Consider the following 24,205-nt stretch of genomic DNA (forward strand, 5'->3'; position numbering starts at 1 on the left):
ATATTTTGACTAATCCAAATTGCATAACTTCTACTTATTATTTATTGTAACACGAATTTTATAGAATATTTAAATTACCAATTGACTATTTTTGATCTTAATTCTGTTATAAAATATAAAGATCCCGTGACAATAGTTATATTAGATTTATTATTATTCTTAAAATGGATTTCATCTATATCTTTAGTAACTCGTTTTTCGTCATGCATACAGTGTTTATATAAAACGGAAGCCGGAAGAGCTCGTTCATGATGAAAATTTACAAATTGAAAAGAGGATGCAACCTTCTCTAATTTTCGTAGCATATATATATAATCTTTATCTCTCAAAATACCAACGATAAAGTGGATATTTTTGTTAGGAAATACATCTTTAATCGTTTCTACTAGAGCATCGATACTTGCATCGTTATGCGCACCATCAAAATAAACATTTTCGTCTACTCTTTCCATTCTCCCTAATAAGTTGGCTGTTTTAACTGCATTTTGAACGATGTGTTTCTTTAAGGGAACTCCACTTTCTATTAGTGCAGTAATTGCAAGGGCCATATTAGATAATTGATGTTTCCCTAACATATGGGGATGTAAATCTTCGAATATAGTTCTTCCACATGTATACATATTTTCTTGTATAGAAAAGGTCTTTCCAAGTTCTATGATATGTGCATGTTGTTCTCTCGCAATTTGATATACAACATTTCTTGCACTTTCTGGAAGTGCACCGATTATTAATTTACTATTTTTTTTTATTATCCCTGCTTTATGCCAGCTTATTTTTTCGATTGTATCTCCTAAAAAGTTTGTGTGGTCAATGGATATACTCGGTATAACAGAGATAGATTGTTCCATAACATTTGTACTATCAAATCTTCCCCCCATGCCCGCTTCGATAAAAACTAAATCCAAGGGGACTTCTTCAAAAACGAGAAATGCAGCGACAGTTAATAGTTCAAAATCAGTTAACATACCACTTAGTCCAGCCTCTTGCATTTTTCGGAAAGCTCTGTCCATCTGTTCCTCTGTTACATTTTGACCATTTAGTTGAATTTGATCATGTACATCGACTATGCTTGGTGATGTAAAAGCTCCATAAGAAAGGCCATGTTCCTTTGCTAATGCACTTAAAAATGCAATGGTCGACCCTTTTCCATTCGTTCCCGCCACATGTATAACTTGGTGTCTGTTCTGAGGCTCCCTTAATTTCCTTAACGCTATTTGAATGGCTTCAAGCCCCGGTTTTATCACTGTTTCACTTTCTATATCCCACTTTTCTTTATACATATTAAAATTTATTATTTCCACGTACTCCACCCTATTTCTTCTTCGTAATTTTCGTGCTAAACTTCTTATGAACACCATTATAACACGTAGTCGAAGGGGTCATTCATTATGCAAACATGTTGGATTGTATACAACGGTAGTCTTACTCACGACAAATTTATCGACCAAGCGCTCCTCCTTCAAGAAGCAGCGGAGAAACAAGGAATCCAAGCAACTCTAGTGAAAAACTATGAGCTGCTCATGAATGTCCAACAAAATTTACCAACGAGACCCGATTTTGTCGTCTTTCTTGATAAAGATATATTGCTAGCCAGATATTTAAAAAACCAAGGAATCCCTGTTTTTAATGATCCGAATGTCATTGAAATTTGTGACAATAAAGCACAGCAATATATCGCTTTAGCACAATCACAAGTGCCAATGCCCTTAACGATTATTGCACCAAAAGTGTATCGTGACTTTTCAATTGAGCATACAGGCTATTATGAACAAGTATTAGAAAATATTAAGCTACCTATGATTATAAAAGAAGCGCATGGATCATTTGGCATGCGTGTGTATTTAATCGAAACAAGAAAACAGTTTTTTGAAAAAGTTGCAGAGCTTAGTGGAGTCGAATACGTATTTCAACAATTTATCGAGACTAGTAGAGGGCGAGATATTCGGGTAAATGTCGTAGGCGGACAAGTTGTCGCTTGCATGCATCGTCATTCTGATACTGATTTCCGTGCCAATATAACAAATGGAGGCACTGCTTCTCCTATTACTTTGACAGAAAGACAAAAAGAAGTAGCGATTCAAGCAGCAGCAGCACTTGGTGCAGAATTTGCAGGGGTCGATTTATTGTTTGGTGAAAACGAGGAACCACTTGTATGTGAAGTAAATGGCGTTGCCCATATTCGCAACATATATAATGTAACTGGCATCAATGTAGGAGACTTTATGATTAAATATATACTTTCTAAAGTTGGAGCGGTTACCATATGAACGGCTTATTAATTTATGAATTAAAAGAAATCGAGCGAAATAGAAGTTTTATAGATCGGCTAATAACGGCTGCAGAAATCCACGGACTCACCCTTACTGTTATAGATGATCAAAATTCTACTATTCCAGAGGCTGATTTCATCTTTTTTCGAGCAAGGAATCCAAAACTCGCTAAGCAATTAGAGCAGCGAAATATCCCAATGTTTAATCGTGCAGAAGTAAATGTCATCGCAAATGATAAATTAAAAGCGATTCAAGTTGTGCAGCTTCTCGGAATAGCTACTGTCCCAACTAGCAAAATAAGTCTTATCTCGGATATAAAAGAATATCCTGCTGTATTAAAAACAGTGGATGGACATGGTGGTACGCAAGTAGAACTAATCTCTATCGAAGAAGACGCACAGAGTTTCTTAGAAAAACATGAAGGACATACGATTATAGCTCAAACGTATATCGAAACAAATGCGACAGATGTACGGGTGTTTATGTTAGGAGTAGAAGTAGTGGGTGCGGTAAAGCGCATCGGTGCAAAAAATAGCTTTAAATCCAATTTTACACTTGGCGGTACGGTAGAAAAATATACATTAAGTGAACAACAAATTGCGGATGTACAAAAAATTGCAAAAGCGTTAAAAAGTGATTATATCGGAATAGACTTCCTTTTACTACCAGATGGAAATTGGCTATTCAATGAAATCGAAGATCCGGTTGGAGCTAGATCCTATTTCGCAACAACTGGTGAGGATATTGCCATTCCGATAATGAATTACATGAAGAAAAAACTAACGGAAAAAGAGTGCGCCGATTGAGAATTGGCTGCACTCTTTTTTAATGGGCTATTATTCATCACCTAAAATATGGGTATTACAACTAAATACTTAAATTTTACAACTAAATCATCAAAAATTACAACTAAGTGCCTCACTTTTACAACTAAAACCTCTATTATTACAACTAACCAAATTCTTATTAAAAAAAGAGTTAGCGGACATAGTTTCATGCCCACTCACTCTTTTTCACTTAAAGATTTTTAAGTTCTTCTAAGCGTTTTAACACTGTTGCGTGTTTTTCTAAATAATCTTGTTCTTTAGCACGCTCTTCTGCAACAACTGCTTCTGGTGCTTTTGATACGAAGCGCTCATTGGATAGCTTTCCTTGAACCAGCTTCACTTCTTTTGCCCATTTTCCTAGTTCTTTTTCTAAACGAGCTTTTTCTGCATCGATATCGATTAATCCTTGTAGTGGTAGGTATAAAACTGCTCCAGTTACAACAGCAGACATCGATTGACCAGGTGCTTCTAAATCTAGCCCAATTACAAGTGGTTCTGGATTACAGAAACGCTCTAAATATTTTGCGTTAGCTTCTAGTACATTTAACGTTTCTGCATCTTTTGCAGAAATGTATAATGGCACTTTTTTGCTCATTGGCGTTTGTACTTCTGAGCGGATATTACGTACAGAACGAATAATTTCTGCAAGTAATTTCATGCTAGCTGCTTCTTCTTTATTGGAAAGGGCTTCGTTCACAGTTGGCCAAGCAGCTACTGTAATGGACTCCCCTTCGTGCGGAAGGTTTTGCCAAATTTCTTCTGTGATGAATGGCATAAATGGATGTAGAAGTCTCATTGTATTATCTAAAACATATGCTAATACAGAGCGAGTCATTTTCTTCGCTTCTTCATCATCCCCATTTAGTGGGAGCTTAGACATTTCAATATACCAGTCACAGAAATCATCCCAAATAAAGTTGTACAGTGCACGCCCTACTTCACCAAACTCATATTTATCTGAAAGTCTTGTTACTTGCTCGATTGTTTCGTTTAGACGGGTTAAGATCCATGCATCTGCAACTGATTTTTTACCATCTAGATTGATTTCTTCAAATTTCAAGCCGTCCATATTCATTAATGCAAAACGAGATGCATTCCAAATTTTATTGGCAAAGTTCCAAACTGCTTCTACTTTTTCTGTAGAGAAACGTAAATCTTGGCCTGGAGATGAACCTGTACTTAAGAAATAACGAAGGGAATCGGCACCGTATTGGTCGATTATGTCCATTGGATCAATACCATTCCCAAGTGATTTCGACATTTTACGTCCATCTTCTGCACGTACAAGTCCATGGATTAATACATCTTCAAATGGTTTAGTTCCTGTAAATTCAATCCCTTGGAAAATCATACGGGAAACCCAGAAGAATATAATATCATAACCGGTAACAAGCGCATTCGTTGGATAATACTTTTTAAATTCTTCGTTTTCTGTATTAGGCCAGCCTAATGTCGAGAATGGCCATAATGCAGATGAGAACCAAGTATCTAACACGTCTACGTCTTGATTCCAGTTTTCTGCATCTGCCGGAGCTTCGTGCCCAACATATACTTCTCCTGTTTCTTTATGATACCAAGCAGGAATTCGGTGTCCCCACCATAATTGACGAGATATACACCAATCATGAAGATTTTCCATCCAATTTAGATAGGTTTTTTCAAAGCGATCAGGTACGAAGTTAACTTTTTCTTCGGCTTGTTGAAGCTTAATCGCTTCTTCTGCAAGTGGCTTCATTTTAACGAACCATTGTAAAGATAAGTATGGCTCTACAACTGCTCCGCTACGTTCCGAATGCCCTACAGAATGTATATGTTCTTCAATTTTGAATAAAACACCTGCATCTTGTAAATCTTTTACGATTTGTTTACGGCAAGCAAAACGATCCATTCCTTCGTATGCAGCAGCATTTTTATTCATTGTTCCATCTTCATTCATTACAAGGATTCGCTCTAAATTGTGACGGTTTCCGATTTCAAAGTCATTCGGGTCATGCGCAGGTGTAATTTTCACTGCTCCACTACCGAATTCCATATCTACGTAATCATCCCCAACGATTGGAATTTCGCGACCAATGATTGGCAGTTTAACTGTTTTTCCGATTAAATGTTTATAGCGTTCATCTTCAGGATGTACCGCTACCGCAGTATCACCAAGCATTGTTTCTGGTCTTGTAGTTGCAACATCAATAGAACCAGTACCATCTGTTAGTGGGTAATGCATATGATAGAATGCACCCTGTACATCTTTATGAATAACTTCGATATCGGAAAGCGCTGTTTTTGTTGCGGGATCCCAGTTAATAATGTATTCTCCGCGGTAAATTAGTCCTTTATTGTAAAGCTTAACGAATACCTCTTTTACAGCATTTGATAAACCTTCATCTAATGTGAATCGTTCACGTGAATAGTCTAGACCAAGACCAAGTTTTGCCCATTGTGCACGGATATGTCCAGCATACTCTTCTTTCCATTTCCAAGTTTCTTCAACAAATTTTTCGCGCCCTAGATCATAGCGAGAAATATTTTCCGCACGTAGCTTTTCTTCTACTTTTGCTTGTGTAGCAATACCTGCATGGTCCATACCAGGTAACCAAAGTGCGTCGTATCCTTGCATACGTTTCATACGTGTCAGAATATCTTGTAGAGTAGTGTCCCAAGCGTGACCTAGATGTAATTTTCCCGTTACGTTTGGTGGTGGTATTACGATTGTATACGGTTTTTTATCACTTTCTGGGTGGGCTTCGAAGAATTTTCCTTCCAGCCACCACTCATAACGACCTTTTTCAATCGATTGTGGATCGTACTTCGTGGGCATCGTTGTTTCGTTTGTCATTTTTCGTTCCTCCTAAAAAAGAATATAAAAAAACTCCTGTCGTCATTAAAGGACGAAGGAGTTTGTTCGCGGTACCACCTTTATTCGCAGATGCCAAAATGCGCATCACGCTCTCAATTCGATAACGGCTTCAAACCGGCATTTGCTACTATTAGTTCACAAATGCTGCTCGTGGGCTACCTTCAAATGGTGATTAACAGAAACATTTCAGCAAATTGTTTCCTTTCTTTTGATAACCAAGTCATTTTACTCTTCCCATTCATAGCATCATTATTTAGATGTCCATATTGTACCTAATCTTATCATATGTCGTCAAGTCAAGACTCGTGAAAGGAGAATATCATGAAAAGAAGAGGCTATAGCCCATATTATCTTCCTGTCTGGTTACGTAGAATACGTTTGTATTGTAAAGGAATCATAATTCCTATTTGTGGTTTTCAGTTAATACGTATTTTAATCATACCAACTACATTGGATTTTATATTGCTATTTTGTTTACTGTTCTTCTGCTTTTTGTTTTACAGAGACATAATTTGAAGGAAACGAAAGTTTAGAATAGCCATCATCTAAATCTAAAATGAATTGAAGTTCTGACTCTTCTCTTTTAATATTTTCGCTCTCTTTTGATTCTTTTGTTCCTTTTATTTCTTTTGTTTCTTTTATTTCTTTAGTTTCTTTCGTTCCTTTTGTTTCTTTTATTTCTTTTGTTCCTTTTATTTCTTTGATTTCTTTTGTTTCCTTAATGACTTTATCATCAAATACCGGTTCTAGTTCTATTTTCTTCTCAATCTCAATTTCAAGCACTACTTCTTCCTCATTGGGACCTTCAAATTCGCAATGAACAGACCAGGCAATTTCGATCGCTGCATGTTCTGTAGTTTTCGCTTTCACATGTTGAACGTTCAAAGTAGGTGAGCTGCCCGCCTTTATTTTTTCCTTAGCAATCTCTACACTCATAGGTACAGCATATTCAAAATAACCTACTTCACCTTGTACATCTAAATCTTCAATTTGTGTAATTTCACTCGTTGCATGATGCGGATGTTCACCTTCTTCGAACTCAACATGACAGGTAATATGGTAGATTCCCACTATTTGGATCAAATCTTCTGTTTCTTTTTGTTCAAATTGTGGAGTAACTGCCACCGTTCTTATTTGTTTTGGTACACCAAAGCTTTCAGGAAACAGAAACTGTTCTTTTACATCCCAATTTTTCGCTTGCATTTGTCATCCTCCTTCATATAGGACAACTTATGAAAAATTAGGAAAGAATAGAACTTCGTTTTACTTGTGGTTCTGTTCCTTGCCAAGTTGCTTCCATTCGGACCAATCCGAAAATCTTGGAATTGTTAGATGCTTGTTATAGGATTGTGTTTTAACATATACTTTCGTCTTACAATCAGTTAATGTGTTTAACACATCCGGCTTATCATCGAAATAATAATCCAACTGCAACTTTTGAATAATAGTCACTTTTTCTTGATCTTTCATTCCACAATAGAAGTTTTCATCTTTTACAGGAAAGCCTTGTTCTCTTAACCATGTTTTTGTACGTTCACCATGTTCAGTTGGTCTTGCTGTAATATAAAAGATTTCATGTCCTTCTTCTGTTAATTGCTTCAATATTTCCACTGCATCTGGATAAGGTGGACAATTTGTATAATATATCTCATCTAAAGAGCTGTTCCACATTTGAGCGCCTTCCTCTGCAGTCAGACCAAAAGGCTCATGGATTTCTACCTTCTTTAAATCATGAAAAATCTCAAGTGCGATGGCTTGATTTAATTTTTTATTGTAAATTTGAAAAGCATGTTCACGAAGATTAATCAAAGTATCATCAATATCAAACCCAAATCTCATTCCATGATCCCTCTTTTATAAACTGGATAGCCAACAAACTTATAATCTTTCCCAATTTTTATAATGTCTGTATCCACTAATTCTACTGCATCACCCATGCTTTCGATTCCGGTACCTTCCATGAACGATGGTGCATTTTTTCCTCCGATTAATTTAGGTGCAATATAAATAATTGCTTTATCGATTAATTGGTTTTCCAAAAATGCAGCATTTATCGTTCCTCCACCTTCTATGAGTAAAGAAGAGATCGATTTTTCTCCTAAAATGGTGACTACTTCAAGTGGATTTACATGCTGTGGATCAGAAGTATGGAATATAGAAATACCTAATTTCTCTAAAGCAACTTTCTTTTCTTCGTCATAATTGGCACTTGTGAATATCCATGTTTCTGCTAGCTTATCTGTGACCAATTTCGATTCAAGCGGTATTTTTAAGGTGGAATCGAGAACAACTCGAAGTGGATTTCGACCATTCGGGATTCGTGTGGTTAACTCGGGATTGTCTGCTATTACCGTGTTAACTCCTACTAATATTGCCATATGTTCATTGCGTAAATGATGCACATCATGTCTTGCATCTTCGGAAGTAATCCATTTACTATGACCTGTATGAGAAGCAATTTTACCATCTAGCGTTATTCCTGATTTTAGGGTAACGAACGGTTTATTTTCCACGATAAACTTATTAAACACTTCATTCATCTTAATAGAAGCTTCTTCTTCCACACCAACGATTACGTCAATTCCCGCATCTTCCAAAATTTTGACTCCTCGTCCCGAAACAATCGGATTTGGATCTAGCGTTGCAATGACGACCGTTTGTATACCCGCATTTACAATTGCCTCGGCACATGGACCGGTTCTACCGTGATGAGAACAAGGCTCCAGGGTTACATAGATGGTAGCCCCTTTTGTTTTGTCCCCCGCCATTTTAATCGCATGGATTTCTGCATGGGGTTCTCCCGCTTTCATATGTGCACCTACACCAACAATGCGATTATCATTTACAATTACTGCTCCAACGAGTGGATTCGGATCTGTTTGTCCTTTCATTGCTTGCGCATTTTGAAGCGCGAGATTCATATAAAATGCATGATTAGTCATGTAAAAATGTACCTGCTTCCTCTAAATGTCCAGAGCGGCGGATTTTCGTTTGTAAGTAACGCTCATTATATTCTGAGACATCACCCCATAAAGGCGTACGACCAGAAACAGGCAGTCCAGCATCTTTTAATGCTTTTAACTTTTTCGGATTGTTCGTTATTAACGTTACTGGTTTTGAGCGCAATGCTTTAAGTACTTCAATTGCATCGCTGTAGTTTCTAGAGTCATCAACAAAACCTAGTTTTTCGTTTGCTTCTACTGTATCTGAACCGTTTTCTTGAAGGATATAAGCCATTGCTTTACTGAATAAACCAATTCCTCTACCTTCATGGTTTGCTAAATAGAATAACGCACCTGAACCATTGTCCACAATCATTTGCATCGATTGTTTTAATTGGTAGCCACAGTCGCATCGTTTGCTTCCAAAAATATCGCCTGTGTGACAGATGGAATGCATACGGATTAACGCTTCTTCATTATTCTGGAAATCGCCGTATACTAGTACACTCGATTGTTGATACTCCGCCAAATTAGCAGAAGATAAGTTATCGATGATTTGCCCGATATCTTCTGTCTCTTCCTTGCTGTTTAACCAACAATACCATTGGAAGTTGACAGTTTCCCCGTGCAAATTAACGGGAAGTTTAATAGGTCCGACTAAATAGATAGAACCTTCTGCTGCTTTGAGTACTTTTATTTTATCTTTTAAAACTTTAATGGCATCATTTGTAACAGTTTGCATATTGACCATGCTATATTCCTCTTTTCTAAATAACTAATTGCATTTTCAACTATAGTATTCTGTATAGATTACTTTTCGTAAGCAATTATATTTTAGTAATTGTATTATGTCAAATAAGGTGAACTAAAAGTGCTTCCATTATAAAGGAAAGTTTGCGCTTTATAAGAATACTACGCACTAATGAGTTTCCGCTAGGATTTCCGCTGCCGGGCGGACGCTTTCCGCGGGGTGAGCGATGATCCCACTGTAGTCGCCGCCTTCTGCTGCAATCAGTAGTAATTTCTTACTAATTTGGCGACTGCAGTTATCAGAGATTTAAATTTAGGAGGTCCACTTCGCAATAATTATTAAACCTAATTAGTAAATGCTGTCTCCAAATAAGTTGAGTTACTAGGATATTGTTCGTTTCATTCAACCACTTATTAGAACACCTCGTATTCATTGTCGTCTCAGATCAAGCAAACTTGCTATATTAAGAATTGATTGCTTACCTTAGAAATTTGGTTGCTCTCATGCTAATTTAGTTACTTTACGAATAGAACTGGTTGCTTTCCATAACGGATTGAATGCTCTTACCCATTTACTGGAGATTTAGATATCGAAATACTATACAGTTTAGGGATAAAGCAAACAACACGGCATCTGTTGGATTGGTCCAGTTTCGTTCAAACATTTATTGGATTTTACCTTCAGGAAATACTACATAAGATTGAATTTAGCACAGTGACGCTGATTAACTAGTAAATTTTATGGATTGGAGCGGAAGGGCGGCGACTCCGGCCGGATGAGTGAGAAGATGAGACATCGCAGGCAAACGCGAAGCGTCGGCGATGGCTCATCGCTCACCCGGCGGAAATCCCAGCGGGTACTAAACAGCGCATTTTTCCTGATGCTATAAAAAGGGCCTTGCGTGGACAAGGCCCTTGATTATTACTTCGCTAATTTTTCAAATACAGTATGGAATGCTTGTACTGTTTTTTCGATATGCGCTTCAGTATGTGCACTTGACAAGAACAAGCCTTCAAATTGAGAAGGTGGTAAATAAATACCTTCTTCCGCCATTAGACGGAAATACTTGGCGAATAGTTCTAAATCGGATGTTTTCGCTGTATCAAAGTTAACCACGTCTTCATTTGTTAAGAAGAACCCGATCATAGAACCTGCGCGATTCACCGTATGTGGAATATTATATTTAGTTGCTGCCTCACGGAATCCTTTTTCAAGTTGGTCTCCAAGCTTGATAAAATATTCATATGATTCTTCATTTAAACGAGTAAGTGTTTCATATCCAGCTGTCATTGCAAGTGGATTTCCTGAAAGTGTTCCAGCTTGATAAACAGGACCACTCGGAGCAATCAGTTCCATAATTTCGCGTTTCCCACCGAAAGCACCAACAGGTAGACCGCCACCGATTACTTTTCCTAAACAAGTTAAATCTGGAGTAATACCAAAATAGCCTTGTGCGCAATTATAACCAACACGGAATCCAGTCATTACTTCATCAAAGATTAAAACTGTTCCATATTGGTCCGTAATTTCACGCAGACCTTCTAAGAAGCCTTCTACTGGTGGAACAACACCCATATTTCCTGCCACTGGTTCCACAATAACAGCAGCTAAATCATCACCAAAGTTCTCGAATACGTGACGTACGCTTTCTAAATCATTATATGGTACCGCTATCGTGTTTTTCGCAATCGACTCAGGAACACCAGGACTATCTGGTAAACCTAGCGTAGCAACTCCAGAACCAGCTTTAATAAGCAGACTATCACCATGACCATGATAACTACCTTCAAACTTCAATATTTTATTTTTTCCTGTATATCCACGTGCTAAACGAAGTGCACTCATCGTTGCTTCTGTACCAGAAGAAACCATTCGCACCATTTCGATAGATGGAACTCGGTCCATTACGAGTTTGGCTAATTTGTTCTCGATTAAAGTCGAAGCCCCAAAGCTTGTACCTGTTTCAGCAACATTTTGGATTGCTTTTACTACATTCGGTTCGGTATGACCTAAAATAAGCGGTCCCCACGATAATACATAGTCGATGTATTCATTGCCATCGATATCTGTTAAAATAGCGCCTTTCCCACTTGCCATGAAAATCGGGTCCATATCAACGGATTTAAATGCACGAACAGGACTATTTACGCCACCTGGCATTAATTCTTTTGCTTCTGTAAATGCTTGTTTAGATAAGTCATATGATTTTGTCATTATTTCTCCTCCAACCAACGTGCAACGTCTTTTGCATGATATGTTAAAATCATATCTGCTCCGGCACGTTTCATTCCTGTTAACGTTTCAAGTACGGTCTCTTTTTCATTAATCCAGCCATTAATCGCAGCCGCTTTAACCATAGCATATTCCCCACTCACGTTATAAGCAACGATTGGTGTATCGAAGTTATTTTTTACATCACGGATAATATCTAAATAGGCAAGTGCTGGTTTCACGATTAACATATCTGCACCTTCTTCAAGATCAGACGATGCTTCACGGATTGCTTCCATTCGGTTAGAGTAATCCATTTGATATGTTTTACGATCTCCAAACTTTGGTGCCCCGTCCGCTGCTTCACGGAATGGTCCATAGTACGCCGAAGCATATTTCACCGCATATGACATAATCGGCACATCCGCAAATCCTGCCGCGTCTAAACCGTGACGAATTGCAGTAACGAAGCCGTCCATCATATTCGAAGGGGCAATAATATCTGCACCAGCTTCAGCTTGGCTAATCGCTGTTTTTGCTAATAAATCTAGAGAAGGATCATTTAAAATTCGCTCATTAGCGTCTACTACACCACAATGACCGTGATCTGTGAATTCGCATAAACATGTATCTGCAATGACTACTAACCCTGGATGACGTTCTTTTATGAAACGAATCGCTTTTTGTACTATGCCATGATCGTGATACGCTTGCGTTCCTACTGCGTCTTTTTCTGCAGGAATTCCAAATAGGATAACAGAAGGAATACCTAATGAAGCAACTTCATCAATTTCTTCTCCTAAACGATCGAGTGAAAATTGAAAAACGCCAGGCATAGAAGCTACTGGATTTTTAATATTTTCTCCGTCCATAACGAATATTGGATAGATTAGATCTTCTTTATGTAAATATGTTTCTTTTACCATTGATCGTATACCTGCTGTTTTTCTTAAACGACGGTGACGTTGAAATACTAACTCTGTCATTGCACTCTTCCTTTCCAATCCCCTAATTTATTTACTACATCTAATAATGTATATGTTTCTGGCATGACTTGAACAGTCGCACCTAATGATTCTAAATAGTTTTTCGTAATATGACCGATTGTACATATAGTAAATCGTTCATAGCCTGTATGAATCCCAATATTTCGATGAAATACATCCGCAATGGAAGGACTAGTGAAAATGATGGAACAGCTCTCCACGCTTTCAAGAAGGGTGCGAACTTGTTCGGTATTCTCTTCAACTTTGACTGTTTCGTATATAGTCCATGTATCAACAACATTTGGAAGCCCATCAACAATTGTATTTTTTGCACGATTCCCTTTAAAAAATAGACAACTTTCATGTGCAGCTGAAACTGCAGGAAACTCTTTCACAAATACATCTGCACTAAAAATCGTAGGCGTAAAACTCACGTGAAAACCTAATCTTTCTATTGCACATGCAGTTTTCGAACCTACTACTGCAATTTTAGCTTTAAATGAGGAGGCGTCTATTTCATATTGTTTTATTTTGGAATTAAACGCATGAACACTACTTTGACTTGTAAAAATGAGCCAATCATATTCGTAACAAGCGATTAGTTTCTGTTGATCATCTAGTGACATGATCTCTTGTGTCGCTATTAAAGGAGCAATTATTGGATTACCTCCTAATCGTAACGTTAGATCCACAGCTTCAGATGATCGTAGTATCCCAGTGAAAATGACATGCTCGTCTTGTAAAGGCTGTTGATTAGACATTTAAATCTGCCTTTACTTGTTGAATTAAATCATATGCTCCTTGCTCTGTAACTAGGCGTGCTACTTCTTTCCCTACTGTTTCTGCATTTGTTCCTGTTACTACTTCTTTATACACAACCGATGCATCCGGAGCCGCAACTAATCCAGTCATCGTAATCTCATCACCATGAATAACTGCATGTCCTGCTATAGGAACTTGGCATCCACCATCCATTGCAGCCAAAAAGGCACGCTCTGCATGAACGGCATCCCAAGTTTCTTTATCCGAAAGCTTTGCAAGTTCTGCCAGTAATTCTGCATCATCTTCGCGACATTCAATCGCTAAAGAACCTTGCCCTACCGCTGGAACACAATCTTCCGTAGATAAATACTCTGTTACTACTTCATCACTCCAACCAAGGCGTTTAAGACCTGCTGCTGCTAAAATAATCGCATCATATTCCCCGTCTTGTAGCTTTTGAAGTCTCGTATCTACGTTTCCACGAATCCATTTAATCTCGATATCTGGACGCATTAATAGCAGTTGAGCGCTTCTTCTTAAGCTGCTCGTCCCAATTACTGCACCTGCCTCTAAATCTGCAAATTTCACATGATTCGTTGATATAAATGCATCTCGTTCATCTACTCGTTTTGGCGTACATCCCATCACAAGGCCAGGTGGCAATACAGACGGCATATCTTTCATACTATGTACAGCAAAATCGATTTCTTTGTCGTATAATGCTTGTTCAATTTCTTTTACAAACAAGCCTTTTCCTCCAACTTTAGATAATGTCACATCTAAAATTTGGTCTCCTTTTGTGACAATCTCTTTTACTTCAAACTCAAAAGGCGCACCCATGTCTTTCATTTGTTGTATAAACCAATTTGTTTGTGTTAAAGCTAACTTACTTCTTCTTGAACCTACAATAATTTTACGCATAACTTCGCTACCTTTCTTTTCTTTAATACCATAGATGGAATTGTGAGAATTGACTTCCTAATAAAAAATTGATCAAAACAAATAAAAATGCATATATATGAACCCATGCATAGTTTGTCCCTGAAAATCTCGCTCGTTTTTTTATCACTAAAACAACTATATAAATAACCAATAGAATAAAAGAACTGACGATTTTAAAATCAACGATAGAAAATACCTCTAACGATACATATGCCCATTCTAACCCAAGAACTAAACTTACAAACAGAAGAGGAATTCCTACTAAAATCGATAATGTCATCGCTGTTTCGGCTTGTTTTAAGGATGGCAATCTAGAAAGTTGCTTCGTCCATTTCTTCTTTTTTAACACTCGGTATAATAGTAAGTATAATGTCGAAAATACAAATGATAAAGAAAAAGCTACATATGCCAATAAAGCAAATGTAATATGAATAAATAATAATTCAGATCGCAGTGTATCACCAACTGCAGACTGTTCAATTTGATTTGGCGCAAAGGTATGAATCGTCATAAAGATAAATCCAATCACATTCAAAAAGAACGCTGGTAAATCTAAGCGGAATATAATTTGCAACACTAATGACAATATGATGATTAACCATGCATAAAAATAGATTCCCTCAAACAAGGATAAAATCGGAAAACGCTTTGTTTCGACTATATACAACACTAAAAACACCGTTTGCAATAACCACACAATGGAGAGCAGCCGCACCGCAATTCGATGTGCAGGACGATCTTTATTCAGATAATCAATAAAATAAAAAACAAGACTAACGGATTGGAGGACGACCATTATCTCGTGTAGCCTTGTCATCGTCAAATCAGCCATATCCAATCTCCTCTACATAAAAAAAAGGCGTTATATATATCTATTTGTTTCCATATAGATATAAAAACACCTCCTTTTTCTTTAATCAATTAAGCCTCGACGTAATTGGGCCCAGATTTTAAATTTTGCGACTCGATGAAAGATTGTTTTAAACTAATTTTCCCTTTTTCAGCTTGGTCGATAATTTCCTTTTGTACATCTTCTTCAATTCCAAAGATTTGTTGGAATAAGTGAAGTTGTTCAACTGAATCCTTTGCAGTGGATAATTCTTTCACTTGCATAATAGGCTCTTTCAAAAGCTGATTGATAATGGATTTCGTATGCTTATTTAAAATTTTACGTTCACGATCAGTTAAATCTGGCATTTTATTTTCAATAGAAACCATTGTTTCTGTTTGTATTTTGTTTGCTTTTTGGCGAAGTGCCGAAATAATTGGGACAACTCCAAGCGTTGCTATCCAATCATTAAATTGTTCAATTTCGGTTCCTATCATTTGGTTGATTTGACCTGCAGCTCGTTCACGTTCCGCTAAATTCGCTTCGACAATTCCTTGTAAATCATCAATATCATATAAAAAGACATTTGGTAGATCACCTATTCTTGGGTCTAGATCACGTGGTACTGCAATATCTACCATAAAAAGTGGTTTACCCTTACGTAATCGTTCCACAAACTGCATTAATTCGAAATCAATTACAAAGTCTGTTGCACCTGTAGAACTGATTAAAATATCTGCTTCCAAAAGAGCACATTGTAGCTCGTCCATTGGTTTCGCATTTCCATCGAATTTTTCTGCAAGCTCTTTCGCCTTTTCAAAAGTACGGTTAATAACGGTTACTTTTTCCGCGCCACTACCGTGTAAATTTTGAATGGCAAGCTCTCCCATTTTTCCAGCACCTAAAATGACCACATGTTTATGTTTTAACGTACCAAAGATTTTCTTTCCAAGTTCTACTGCTGCATAAGAAACGGAAACTGCATTTTCCCCAATAGATGTTTCTGAATGTGCACGTTTTGCGAATGTAACCGCTTGTTTAAATAATTGATTGAAAACGGTTCCGGTTGTCCCATTTTCTTGCCCATTAAGAAAACTTTTTCTTACTTGGCCCAATATTTGTGTTTCTCCAAGAACCATAGAATCTATGCCTGCTGTAACTCGGAACAAATGATTATTTGCATCATTATCTTCATGGATAAATAAATAGCTAGATAAGTCTTCTAATGGTATATCAAACCAATTTGCTAAAAATTGCTTTACATAATATTTGCCTGTATGTAATTGATCAACCGTAGCATAAATTTCTGTACGGTTACAAGTTGATACAATCACATTTTCTAATATGCTTTTTTGCCCTTGTAATGCTTGCATTGCATTCGGAAGCTCTGTTTCGACAAATGATAGCTTTTCTCGAATTTCAACTGGAGCAGTACGATAATTGACACCTACCACGATTGTATGCATGGAATCAGGTCTCCCTTTCACGTTCATTTCATTAGCCCTATTATAGCATAGCTTTTCCTGAGGTTTATAGTCATTTGTGAACAAGCTATGAATTGTTAATTAGAATGATTATAAAATAATATTAACAAACAACCTTGCTTATTACAAGGCAATAGCTCGAATGCAAAATATGCAGAAAATTAGAAATATCTAAGAAACAAAAAAAGATCATGTAGAGATATATTACCCTACATAATCTTTTTTAATCAACTAAGTAAACTGGCTGCTATATAGAAATTACATTCTACTTTCAATCTCTGCCCAAGCAGTGTCAAAGCCAAGTCCTGTTTCAGATGAGAAAACAACAAGTGGATCACCTTTTTCCATTTGCAGTTCATCTTTGACAATTTTTTTATGCTTGTCCCATTTACCTTTTGGAATTTTATCAGCTTTTGTCGCAACTACGATACACGGGATATTATAATGTTTTAAAAAGTCATACATCATGCAATCATCCGCTGTTGGAGGATGACGTAAATCTACAAGTAACACGACTGCTTTTAAAACATCACGAGAGGTAAAATACGTCTCGATCATTTTCCCCCATGCTGCACGTTCTGATTTAGATACTTTCGCATAACCATAACCAGGTACATCCACAAACAGTAAATCTTCCTCTAATTTATAAAAATTTAACGTTTGTGTTTTCCCTGGCTTGGAAGAAATACGCGCCATGCTTTTTCGACCAATCATTTTATTGATAAAAGAAGATTTCCCGACATTCGAACGTCCTGCTAACGCGAATTCTGGTAAGTCTCCTTCTGGATATTGCGCTGGTCTTACAGCACTTATAAGTAGCTCGACGTTATTGATTTTCATTATTTTGTCTCCTCCAATGCTAATTGAAGCACCTCTTGAGCATCGGAAACAAAATGAAATGTTAATACTTCACGAACACTTTCTGGTATATCTTCAATATCGCGCTCATTGTCTTTTGGGCAAATAATCGTTGTCAACCCTGCGCGATGTGCACTTAATGTTTTTTCTTTTAATCCACCAATTGGTAATACTCTTCCTCTAAGCGTGACTTCTCCTGTCATTCCAATTTCTCGTTTAATCGGACGTTTGGACAATGCAGATACAAGTGCTGTAACAATTGTAATTCCCGCAGATGGTCCATCTTTCGGAACTGCGCCTTCAGGTACATGAATATGAATATCTTTGTTCTCATGGAATGATGCATCAATCCCAAATTCCTCTGCTTTCGAGCGAACATATGATAACGCGGTTTGTGCAGATTCTTTCATGACATCCCCGAGCTTCCCAGTTAGTTGCAGTTTGCCATTTCCGGCAGATAAAGATACTTCAATTTGCAATGTATCGCCACCAACAGTTGTATAAGCTAGCCCTGTTGCTACACCTATTTGGTTTTCTGTTTCTGCTTGGCCAAATCTAAATTTTCGTTTGCCAATCGTATCTTCTAAATTTTTCGTTGAAATAGTTATCCGCTTTTTGTCGCCAGAAACGATTTGGAGTGCCGCTTTTCGGCAAACATTTGCTAGAACACGATTTAACCCACGTACCCCAGCTTCACGTGTAAAGTGACGGATAATATCAATAATCGCATCATCTTTCAATTGAAGCTGTGATTTGGTTAAGCCATGTTCTTTTATTTGCTTTGGTAGTAAATGATTTTTAGCAATTGAAAGCTTTTCCATTTCCGTATATCCAGCAAGTGAAATAATCTCCATACGATCTCTTAATGGACCAGGAATTGTACTTAAATCATTCGCAGTAGCAATAAATAACACATTAGATAAATCATATGTCTCTTCAATATAATGATCACTAAATGTATTATTTTGCTCTGGATCTAACACTTCTAGCATTGCAGCGGAAGGGTCTCCTCTAAAGTCATTCGACATTTTATCGATCTCGTCAAGTAAAAATAGCGGATTAATCGTCCCTGCTTTTTTCATCCCTTGAATAATACGTCCTGGCATTGCACCGACGTACGTTCGACGATGTCCACGAATTTCAGATTCATCGCGAACCCCACCTAATGAAATTCGAACAAAATTACGACCTAATGATTCAGCGATTGACTTTGCAAGCGAAGTTTTCCCGACACCAGGAGGTCCTGCTAAACAAAGGATTGGTCCACGTAAAGATTTCGTTAATTGGCGAACGGCTAAATATTCTAAAATTCTTTCCTTTACAGACTCTAATCCTTCATGGTCTCGATTTAATATTTGCTCTGAACGTTTAATATCTAATTGATCTTCTGTTGATTTGGACCAAGGAATGGAAACTATCCAATCGATGTAATTCCGGATGACCCCACTTTCTGGCGCCTGTGATGGTAATTTTTCATAACGATTTAATTCTTTCAACACATTTTTTTTAGTTGTTTCAGGTAAGCCTGCTTCTTCAATTCGCTTTTTCAACTCTGCTACTTCGCTAGTTTTACCTTCTTTTTCTCCAAGCTCCGTTTGAATGGCTTTCATTTGCTCACGCAAGTAAAATTCTTTTTGAGTACGTTCCATTGCATGTTTTACACGTGTATTAATCTTCTGTTCTAAATTGAGTATTTCCTGTTCATTGTATAATCGTGCGATTAATACTTCTAATCGCTCTTTTACATCCATTATTTCTAAAATTTCTTGTTTACCAGAAATTTTTAAAGGTAAATGGGATGCAACCATATCTGCTAGTCGACCAGGTTCCTCAATATCTACTACGGAGTTATATGTTTCTTCAGATACGTTTTTGGATACCTTTGAATACTTTTCAAAATTATGTAGTAACGTACGCATGAGCGCTTCGTCTTCCTGATCTGCTTTTTCTGGTTCAATATATGCAGATACAGTTACTTCATCAAACGTATCGGTTTTTCTGTAATCATCCCAAATTGCACGCTGCAATCCTTCTACTAAAACACGCATTGTTCCATTTGGGAGCTTCACCATTTGTTTTACAGTTGCAATAACACCAACATCATATAAATCTTCCATGATTGGTTGTTCCAAATTCATATCTCTTTGTGCTGATAAAAACAACTTTTCTTCGCGTAACATCGCTTCGTTTAATGCTGCGATGGAACGTTCGCGTCCTATATCGACATGAAGAATCATTGTTGGAAATACTAATAACCCTCTAAGAGGTAATACTGGATAGTATATATTTTTATTTGCCATTTTAAGAAGTCACCTCCAACTTATTCTGTCCGAATCGTAAGATAAAATACAGTTCAATCATCATTCTTTATCGCTTTTCCCTATTTTCTCCAAAAGGAAACGTAAGAAGAAAAAGCTGACATCCTTGCTTGCGCTAAGCACGCGCAGATTGGAAGCCAGCTTATAATAACAACAAGTTATGCAGATGTTTTTTCGTTATCTTTTCCTACTTCAGTGCCGTCTTCTAACAAAAGTCTTGGACGCGCTTTTTCTGAAATAGCTTCTTTTGTGATTACACATTCTACAATGTCTTCGCGTGATGGTAACTCGTACATCACATCTAACATGATATTTTCAATAATCGAACGAAGACCACGTGCTCCTGTTTTACGCTCAATTGCTTCTTTCGCAATTTCAATTAATGCTTCATCTTCAAATGTTAGTTTTACATTGTCCAATTCAATCATTTTTTGATATTGCTTCACAAGTGCATTTTTAGGCTCTGTTAAAATTTGAACAAGCGCTTGATTGTCTAACTGTTCTAAGCTGGCAAGCACTGGTAAACGACCGATAAACTCAGGAATTAGCCCGAATTTTAGCAAATCTTCTGGAATTAACTGACTAAGCACAGAACCGGCTTCTATTTCCACTTTGTTTGGATCAGCACCGAAACCAATTACTTTTTCGCCTAGTCGGCGTTTAATAATTTGTTCGATTCCGTCAAACGCACCACCAACGATAAATAAAATATTCGTTGTATCAATTTGAATGAATTCTTGATGTGGATGCTTACGACCACCTTGTGGTGGTACACTAGCAACAGTACCTTCTAATATTTTGAGCAGTGCTTGTTGTACACCTTCACCGGAAACATCTCTTGTAATAGAAGGATTTTCGGATTTACGTGCTACTTTATCTATTTCATCGATATAAATAATTCCTTTTTCCGCTTTTTCAATATCATAGTCCGCAGACTGAATAAGTTTTAAAAGAATGTTCTCTACATCTTCACCAACATAGCCGGCTTCTGTTAATGATGTCGCATCTGCAATAGCAAATGGCACATTTAAAATCCGTGCTAATGTTTGAGCAAGCAATGTTTTACCACTACCAGTTGGTCCAATCAGTACGATATTCGATTTAGATAGTTCTACTTCATCGATAACGCTATTTGAATTGATGCGTTTGTAATGGTTGTACACTGCAACAGCTAGTGATTTTTTTGCTCTTTCCTGCCCAATTACATATTCATCTAAAATATTTAAAATTTCTTTCGGTTTTGGAACTTCTTTAAACTCTACTTCTTCTTCAATACCAAGTTCTTCTTCTACAATTTCAGAACATAAATCGATGCATTCGTCACAAATATATACACCTGGTCCTGCTACGAGCTTACGAACTTGTTCTTGTGGTTTCCCACAGAAAGAACATTTTAAGTTCCCTTTTTCATCATTGAATTTGAACAAAATATTCACCCCTATTCAAGCAATTATCTTACAAGATTCTCATTAAGTAATCAAATAATACGTTTATGTTTTATATCCGTGAAACCTATGTATGGTATAAAACAAGGCACAGACAATTGGCTGTACCTTGTTTTATATTATAACGCTATCATGTCTGGATAAGAAAGTATAAACTCTTTACCCATACTCTGTCCAGTTCCAACGCCTAGCTCATCGGGGTCAAATACCCTTCATACAATGAAGCCAAAGAGCGACTTAGCATAGGCGCTTGCACTTTTCTAAGTAAATTATGAAATTTTAGCGTTCTCTACTAAGAACTCAACTGTTTTTTGGAAACGAATGTCGTTTTCAAGTACTGCTGTACCGCCAAGTGCTTTTTTAATATCTTCAGCAGACATGTTGAATTGTGTAGCCATTTTTTCAAGCTCTACGTTTACATCTTCTTCTGTAGATGCCAATCCTTCTTTTTCAGCAATTGCTTCAAGTGTTAAGGAAACTTTTACGCGGCTGTTTGCATCTTCTGCCATTTGAGCACGTAAAGCTGCTTCATCTTGACCAGAGAATTGGTAGTAAAGATCTAAGTTCATCCCTTGTTGCTCTAAACGTTGACCAAATTCTTGAAGCATACGATCTGTCTCTGACTCAATCATTGCTTGTGGAATGTCGATTGTTGCATTAGCTGCTGCAGTTTCAACTAAGTTGTCGCGAAGTGTTTGTGCTGCTAATTGTTTTTTCTCTTCAGCAGTTACTTCTTTTAACTTAGAACGTAAACCTTCGATTCCTTCTACTTCAGCATCTACTTCTTTTGCAAAATCGTCGTTTAGTTCAGGAAGTTCTTTTCCTTTAACTTCTTTCACTGTTACTTTGAATATTGCTGGTTTGCCTGCTAGTTCAGCAGCGTGGTATTCTTCTGGGAAAGTTACTTCTACATCTTTTGACTCTCCAGTTTTTACACCTACTAATTGTTCTTCAAAACCTGGAATGAATGAGTTAGAACCAATTTCTAGTGGGTAGTCAGTTCCTGCTCCACCTTCAAATGCAACGTCATCAACGAATCCTTCGAAGTCGATTACAGCAGTATCGCCATCAACGATTGCATCTTCTTTTACAACTAATTCAGCTAAACGAGTTTGTTGGCTTTTTAGTTGCTCTTCGATTTCTTCATCTGAAACAGTTTCGTCTAATTTAGTTACTTCTAAACCTTTGTAATCTCCAAGTGTAACTTCTGGTTTTACAACAACTTTTGCAGTAAATACTAAAGGTTGTCCTTTTTCCATCGTTACGATGTCGATTTCTGGTTGATCCACAGGATTAATATCCGCTTCTTCAACTGCCGCTGAATACGCATGTGGAAGGATATAATCTAATGCATCTTGGTATAAAGATTCTACACCGTACATTTTTTCAAACATTTGACGTGGCATTTTCCCTTTACGGAAACCAGGTACATTAATTTGTTTTACTACTTTTTTAAATGCTTGGTCTAATCCATTAGTTACTACGTCCGCAGCAACCTCCACTGTTAATAAACCATTATTACCTTCTTGTTTTTCCCATTTTACTGACATATATTATACCTCCAAAAAATAAATTACAATAATTTAGCAGCCTGTATATATAAAGTGACAGGACAGGTTTTACACTAATTATATTGACAACTTGTATATTATAGCATAGTTGAATAGACTTTCAATACTATTCATACTCCAGTGTTTCTGTTGAGGCTTCCAATAGTTTAATCAACTCGTATAACTCATTTGGTTGTTCGCTTTCGTTTCCAAATAACGCATCAACAAAATTTACATATTCTTGTGCAACCGCTTCATCGCTATATCCTGCCCAATCGAATGGAAATAATGCAAATGCATGGCTATGTACTAATGCTACAGTTAACTGCAATTTAGAAGGATCCTTCTCTAAAATATCATGGATATGGCGATTGACTATACCGATTCGATCCATTGCATTAGGGCTAGGAGGCGAAACTGGATTCACTGTTTGTTTAAAACCAAACTTTTCAATACGTATCTCTGTTGTCTCACCACTCTCCCCTAGTAGTAATAGAGCGAGCGTTTGTATAGTAGGAGATACATTTTCGCTTTCGGCTATTTCAATAATATTAGGGATTGCTTCTCTTACATCTTTATGAAAAGCTTCTTGTAGCAGTGCTTCCTGCTCTAATATGTTTAATTCTAAAAACGCTTCTATTGCAAACCTTTCTTTATCAACGCTAGGAAAGATTTCATTGTCAATGGCAAGGAAGCTTTCCTGTTCTCGTGCAAGTCGCCCACTCAATTCTTTTAATTGTAGGAAATTTTTCTTTCTTTCATTCGTAAACCTTTTATCTACAAGTAATTTATTTAACACACTATCAACTTCATGGTAATTTTTTAGGTCAAGTAAGATAGTTAAGTATAGCTCCACAATTTGTTCGAACAAAGGTGATCTATTTTTCAGTAGACTCTCACATATTACTTTTGCTTCTTCTTGACGATTAGATTCCAACAAAGAAAGAACATATACACTTAATATCGTGTCGTCTAACTCGATATGTTCCTTCGCTAGATCAAAGCACTTAGCTGCTTCTATATGATTATTTACTTCCGCAAATGCTAACCCATCCGCAATCAGCTTCTCAACCATTCCTGGAAAGAAAATAATATTTTCTTTCGTTCTTGGAACATGTTGTTTTTTTTTCATTTTACTTCCCTGCCTTTCCCTTCCATATATACCTATATACTATC

General features: G+C 37.0%; 19 protein-coding genes and 1 other annotated feature. Of the genes, 2 read left to right on the plus strand and 17 right to left on the minus strand.

Features of this window, described 5'->3' with window-relative positions; genetic code table 11:
* Window positions 1-74 precede the first annotated feature (74 nt).
* Complete coding sequence (locus ACIQYS_RS00780; RefSeq protein ID WP_402973389.1) at window positions 75-1,301, minus strand: bifunctional folylpolyglutamate synthase/dihydrofolate synthase; 1,227 nt, start codon at window positions 1,299-1,301, stop codon at window positions 75-77.
* A gap of 87 nt (window positions 1,302-1,388) precedes the next feature.
* On the opposite strand from ACIQYS_RS00780, the gene ACIQYS_RS00785 reads away from it, so the two are divergent.
* Window positions 1,389-2,267, plus strand: a complete 879-nt coding sequence (locus ACIQYS_RS00785; RefSeq protein WP_402973392.1) for an ATP-grasp domain-containing protein — start codon at window positions 1,389-1,391, stop codon at window positions 2,265-2,267.
* Window positions 2,264-3,076 carry an ATP-grasp domain-containing protein gene (locus ACIQYS_RS00790; RefSeq protein ID WP_402973395.1) on the plus strand — a complete coding sequence of 271 codons (813 nt, stop codon included), beginning with the start codon at window positions 2,264-2,266 and terminating at the stop codon, window positions 3,074-3,076. The genes ACIQYS_RS00785 and ACIQYS_RS00790 overlap by 4 nt, the downstream gene beginning before the upstream one ends.
* Window positions 3,077-3,287: 211 nt before the next feature.
* Here the strand turns inward: ACIQYS_RS00790 and ACIQYS_RS00795 are convergent, their stop codons facing one another.
* The 16 genes from ACIQYS_RS00795 to ACIQYS_RS00870 all read right to left on the minus strand — a co-directional run bounded on the left by ACIQYS_RS00795 (window position 3,288) and on the right by ACIQYS_RS00870 (window position 24,161).
* A complete protein-coding gene (locus ACIQYS_RS00795) occupies window positions 3,288-5,930 on the minus strand; it encodes a valine--tRNA ligase (protein WP_402973398.1) in 2,643 nt (880 codons plus the stop codon).
* A gap of 45 nt (window positions 5,931-5,975) precedes the next feature.
* Window positions 5,976-6,202, minus strand: a binding site (T-box leader).
* A gap of 223 nt (window positions 6,203-6,425) precedes the next feature.
* A complete protein-coding gene (locus ACIQYS_RS00800) occupies window positions 6,426-7,154 on the minus strand; it encodes a hypothetical protein (RefSeq protein ID WP_402973402.1) in 729 nt (242 codons plus the stop codon).
* Window positions 7,155-7,214: 60 nt separating this feature from the next.
* Window positions 7,215-7,790: a 5' nucleotidase, NT5C type gene (locus ACIQYS_RS00805; protein WP_402973405.1), complete on the minus strand. Its 576-nt coding sequence runs from the start codon at window positions 7,788-7,790 to the stop codon at window positions 7,215-7,217.
* Window positions 7,787-8,893, minus strand: a complete 1,107-nt coding sequence (gene ribD, locus ACIQYS_RS00810; RefSeq protein ID WP_402973408.1) for a bifunctional diaminohydroxyphosphoribosylaminopyrimidine deaminase/5-amino-6-(5-phosphoribosylamino)uracil reductase RibD — start codon at window positions 8,891-8,893, stop codon at window positions 7,787-7,789. Before ribD ends, ACIQYS_RS00805 begins: the two co-directional genes overlap by 4 nt.
* Window positions 8,886-9,644, minus strand: coding sequence for a GTP cyclohydrolase II (locus ACIQYS_RS00815; protein WP_402973411.1), 759 nt, complete (start codon window positions 9,642-9,644; stop codon window positions 8,886-8,888). Before ACIQYS_RS00815 ends, ribD begins: the two co-directional genes overlap by 8 nt.
* A 921-nt stretch (window positions 9,645-10,565) precedes the next feature.
* Window positions 10,566-11,858, minus strand: a complete 1,293-nt coding sequence (hemL, locus tag ACIQYS_RS00820; RefSeq protein WP_402973414.1) for a glutamate-1-semialdehyde 2,1-aminomutase — start codon at window positions 11,856-11,858, stop codon at window positions 10,566-10,568.
* On the minus strand, window positions 11,858-12,841 hold the full coding sequence (hemB, locus tag ACIQYS_RS00825) for a porphobilinogen synthase (RefSeq protein ID WP_402973417.1): 984 nt from the start codon (window positions 12,839-12,841) through the stop codon (window positions 11,858-11,860). The genes hemL and hemB overlap by 1 nt, the downstream gene beginning before the upstream one ends.
* Entirely contained in the window at window positions 12,838-13,602 is a 765-nt protein-coding gene (locus ACIQYS_RS00830) for a uroporphyrinogen-III synthase (RefSeq protein ID WP_402973420.1), read from the minus strand. Before ACIQYS_RS00830 ends, hemB begins: the two co-directional genes overlap by 4 nt.
* Entirely contained in the window at window positions 13,595-14,524 is a 930-nt protein-coding gene (gene hemC / locus ACIQYS_RS00835; RefSeq protein WP_402973423.1) for a hydroxymethylbilane synthase, read from the minus strand. The genes ACIQYS_RS00830 and hemC overlap by 8 nt, the downstream gene beginning before the upstream one ends.
* A 22-nt stretch (window positions 14,525-14,546) precedes the next feature.
* A complete protein-coding gene (locus ACIQYS_RS00840; protein WP_402973426.1) occupies window positions 14,547-15,377 on the minus strand; it encodes a cytochrome C assembly family protein in 831 nt (276 codons plus the stop codon).
* An 89-nt stretch (window positions 15,378-15,466) separates the two neighbouring features.
* Entirely contained in the window at window positions 15,467-16,840 is a 1,374-nt protein-coding gene (gene hemA / locus ACIQYS_RS00845; protein ID WP_402973432.1) for a glutamyl-tRNA reductase, read from the minus strand.
* 276 nt (window positions 16,841-17,116) lie between these two features.
* Window positions 17,117-17,698 carry a ribosome biogenesis GTP-binding protein YihA/YsxC gene (gene yihA, locus ACIQYS_RS00850; RefSeq protein ID WP_402973437.1) on the minus strand — a complete coding sequence of 194 codons (582 nt, stop codon included), beginning with the start codon at window positions 17,696-17,698 and terminating at the stop codon, window positions 17,117-17,119.
* Window positions 17,698-20,016, minus strand: coding sequence for an endopeptidase La (gene lon / locus ACIQYS_RS00855; protein ID WP_402973442.1), 2,319 nt, complete (start codon window positions 20,014-20,016; stop codon window positions 17,698-17,700). The genes yihA and lon overlap by 1 nt, the downstream gene beginning before the upstream one ends.
* A 176-nt stretch (window positions 20,017-20,192) precedes the next feature.
* Window positions 20,193-21,461 carry an ATP-dependent protease ATP-binding subunit ClpX gene (clpX, locus tag ACIQYS_RS00860; protein ID WP_402973447.1) on the minus strand — a complete coding sequence of 423 codons (1,269 nt, stop codon included), beginning with the start codon at window positions 21,459-21,461 and terminating at the stop codon, window positions 20,193-20,195.
* A 287-nt stretch (window positions 21,462-21,748) separates the two neighbouring features.
* Window positions 21,749-23,029, minus strand: coding sequence for a trigger factor (gene tig, locus ACIQYS_RS00865; RefSeq protein ID WP_402973449.1), 1,281 nt, complete (start codon window positions 23,027-23,029; stop codon window positions 21,749-21,751).
* 127 nt (window positions 23,030-23,156) lie between these two features.
* The gene (locus ACIQYS_RS00870) at window positions 23,157-24,161 is read right to left on the minus strand and encodes a hypothetical protein (RefSeq protein WP_402973453.1); all 1,005 of its coding nucleotides are present in this window, start codon (window positions 24,159-24,161) and stop codon (window positions 23,157-23,159) included.
* Between the last annotated feature and the right edge of the window lie 44 nt (window positions 24,162-24,205).

It is taken from the genome of Psychrobacillus sp. NPDC096426 (genome assembly GCF_044762745.1).
In the GTDB taxonomy this organism is placed as follows: Bacteria; Bacillota; Bacilli; order Bacillales_A; family Planococcaceae; genus Psychrobacillus.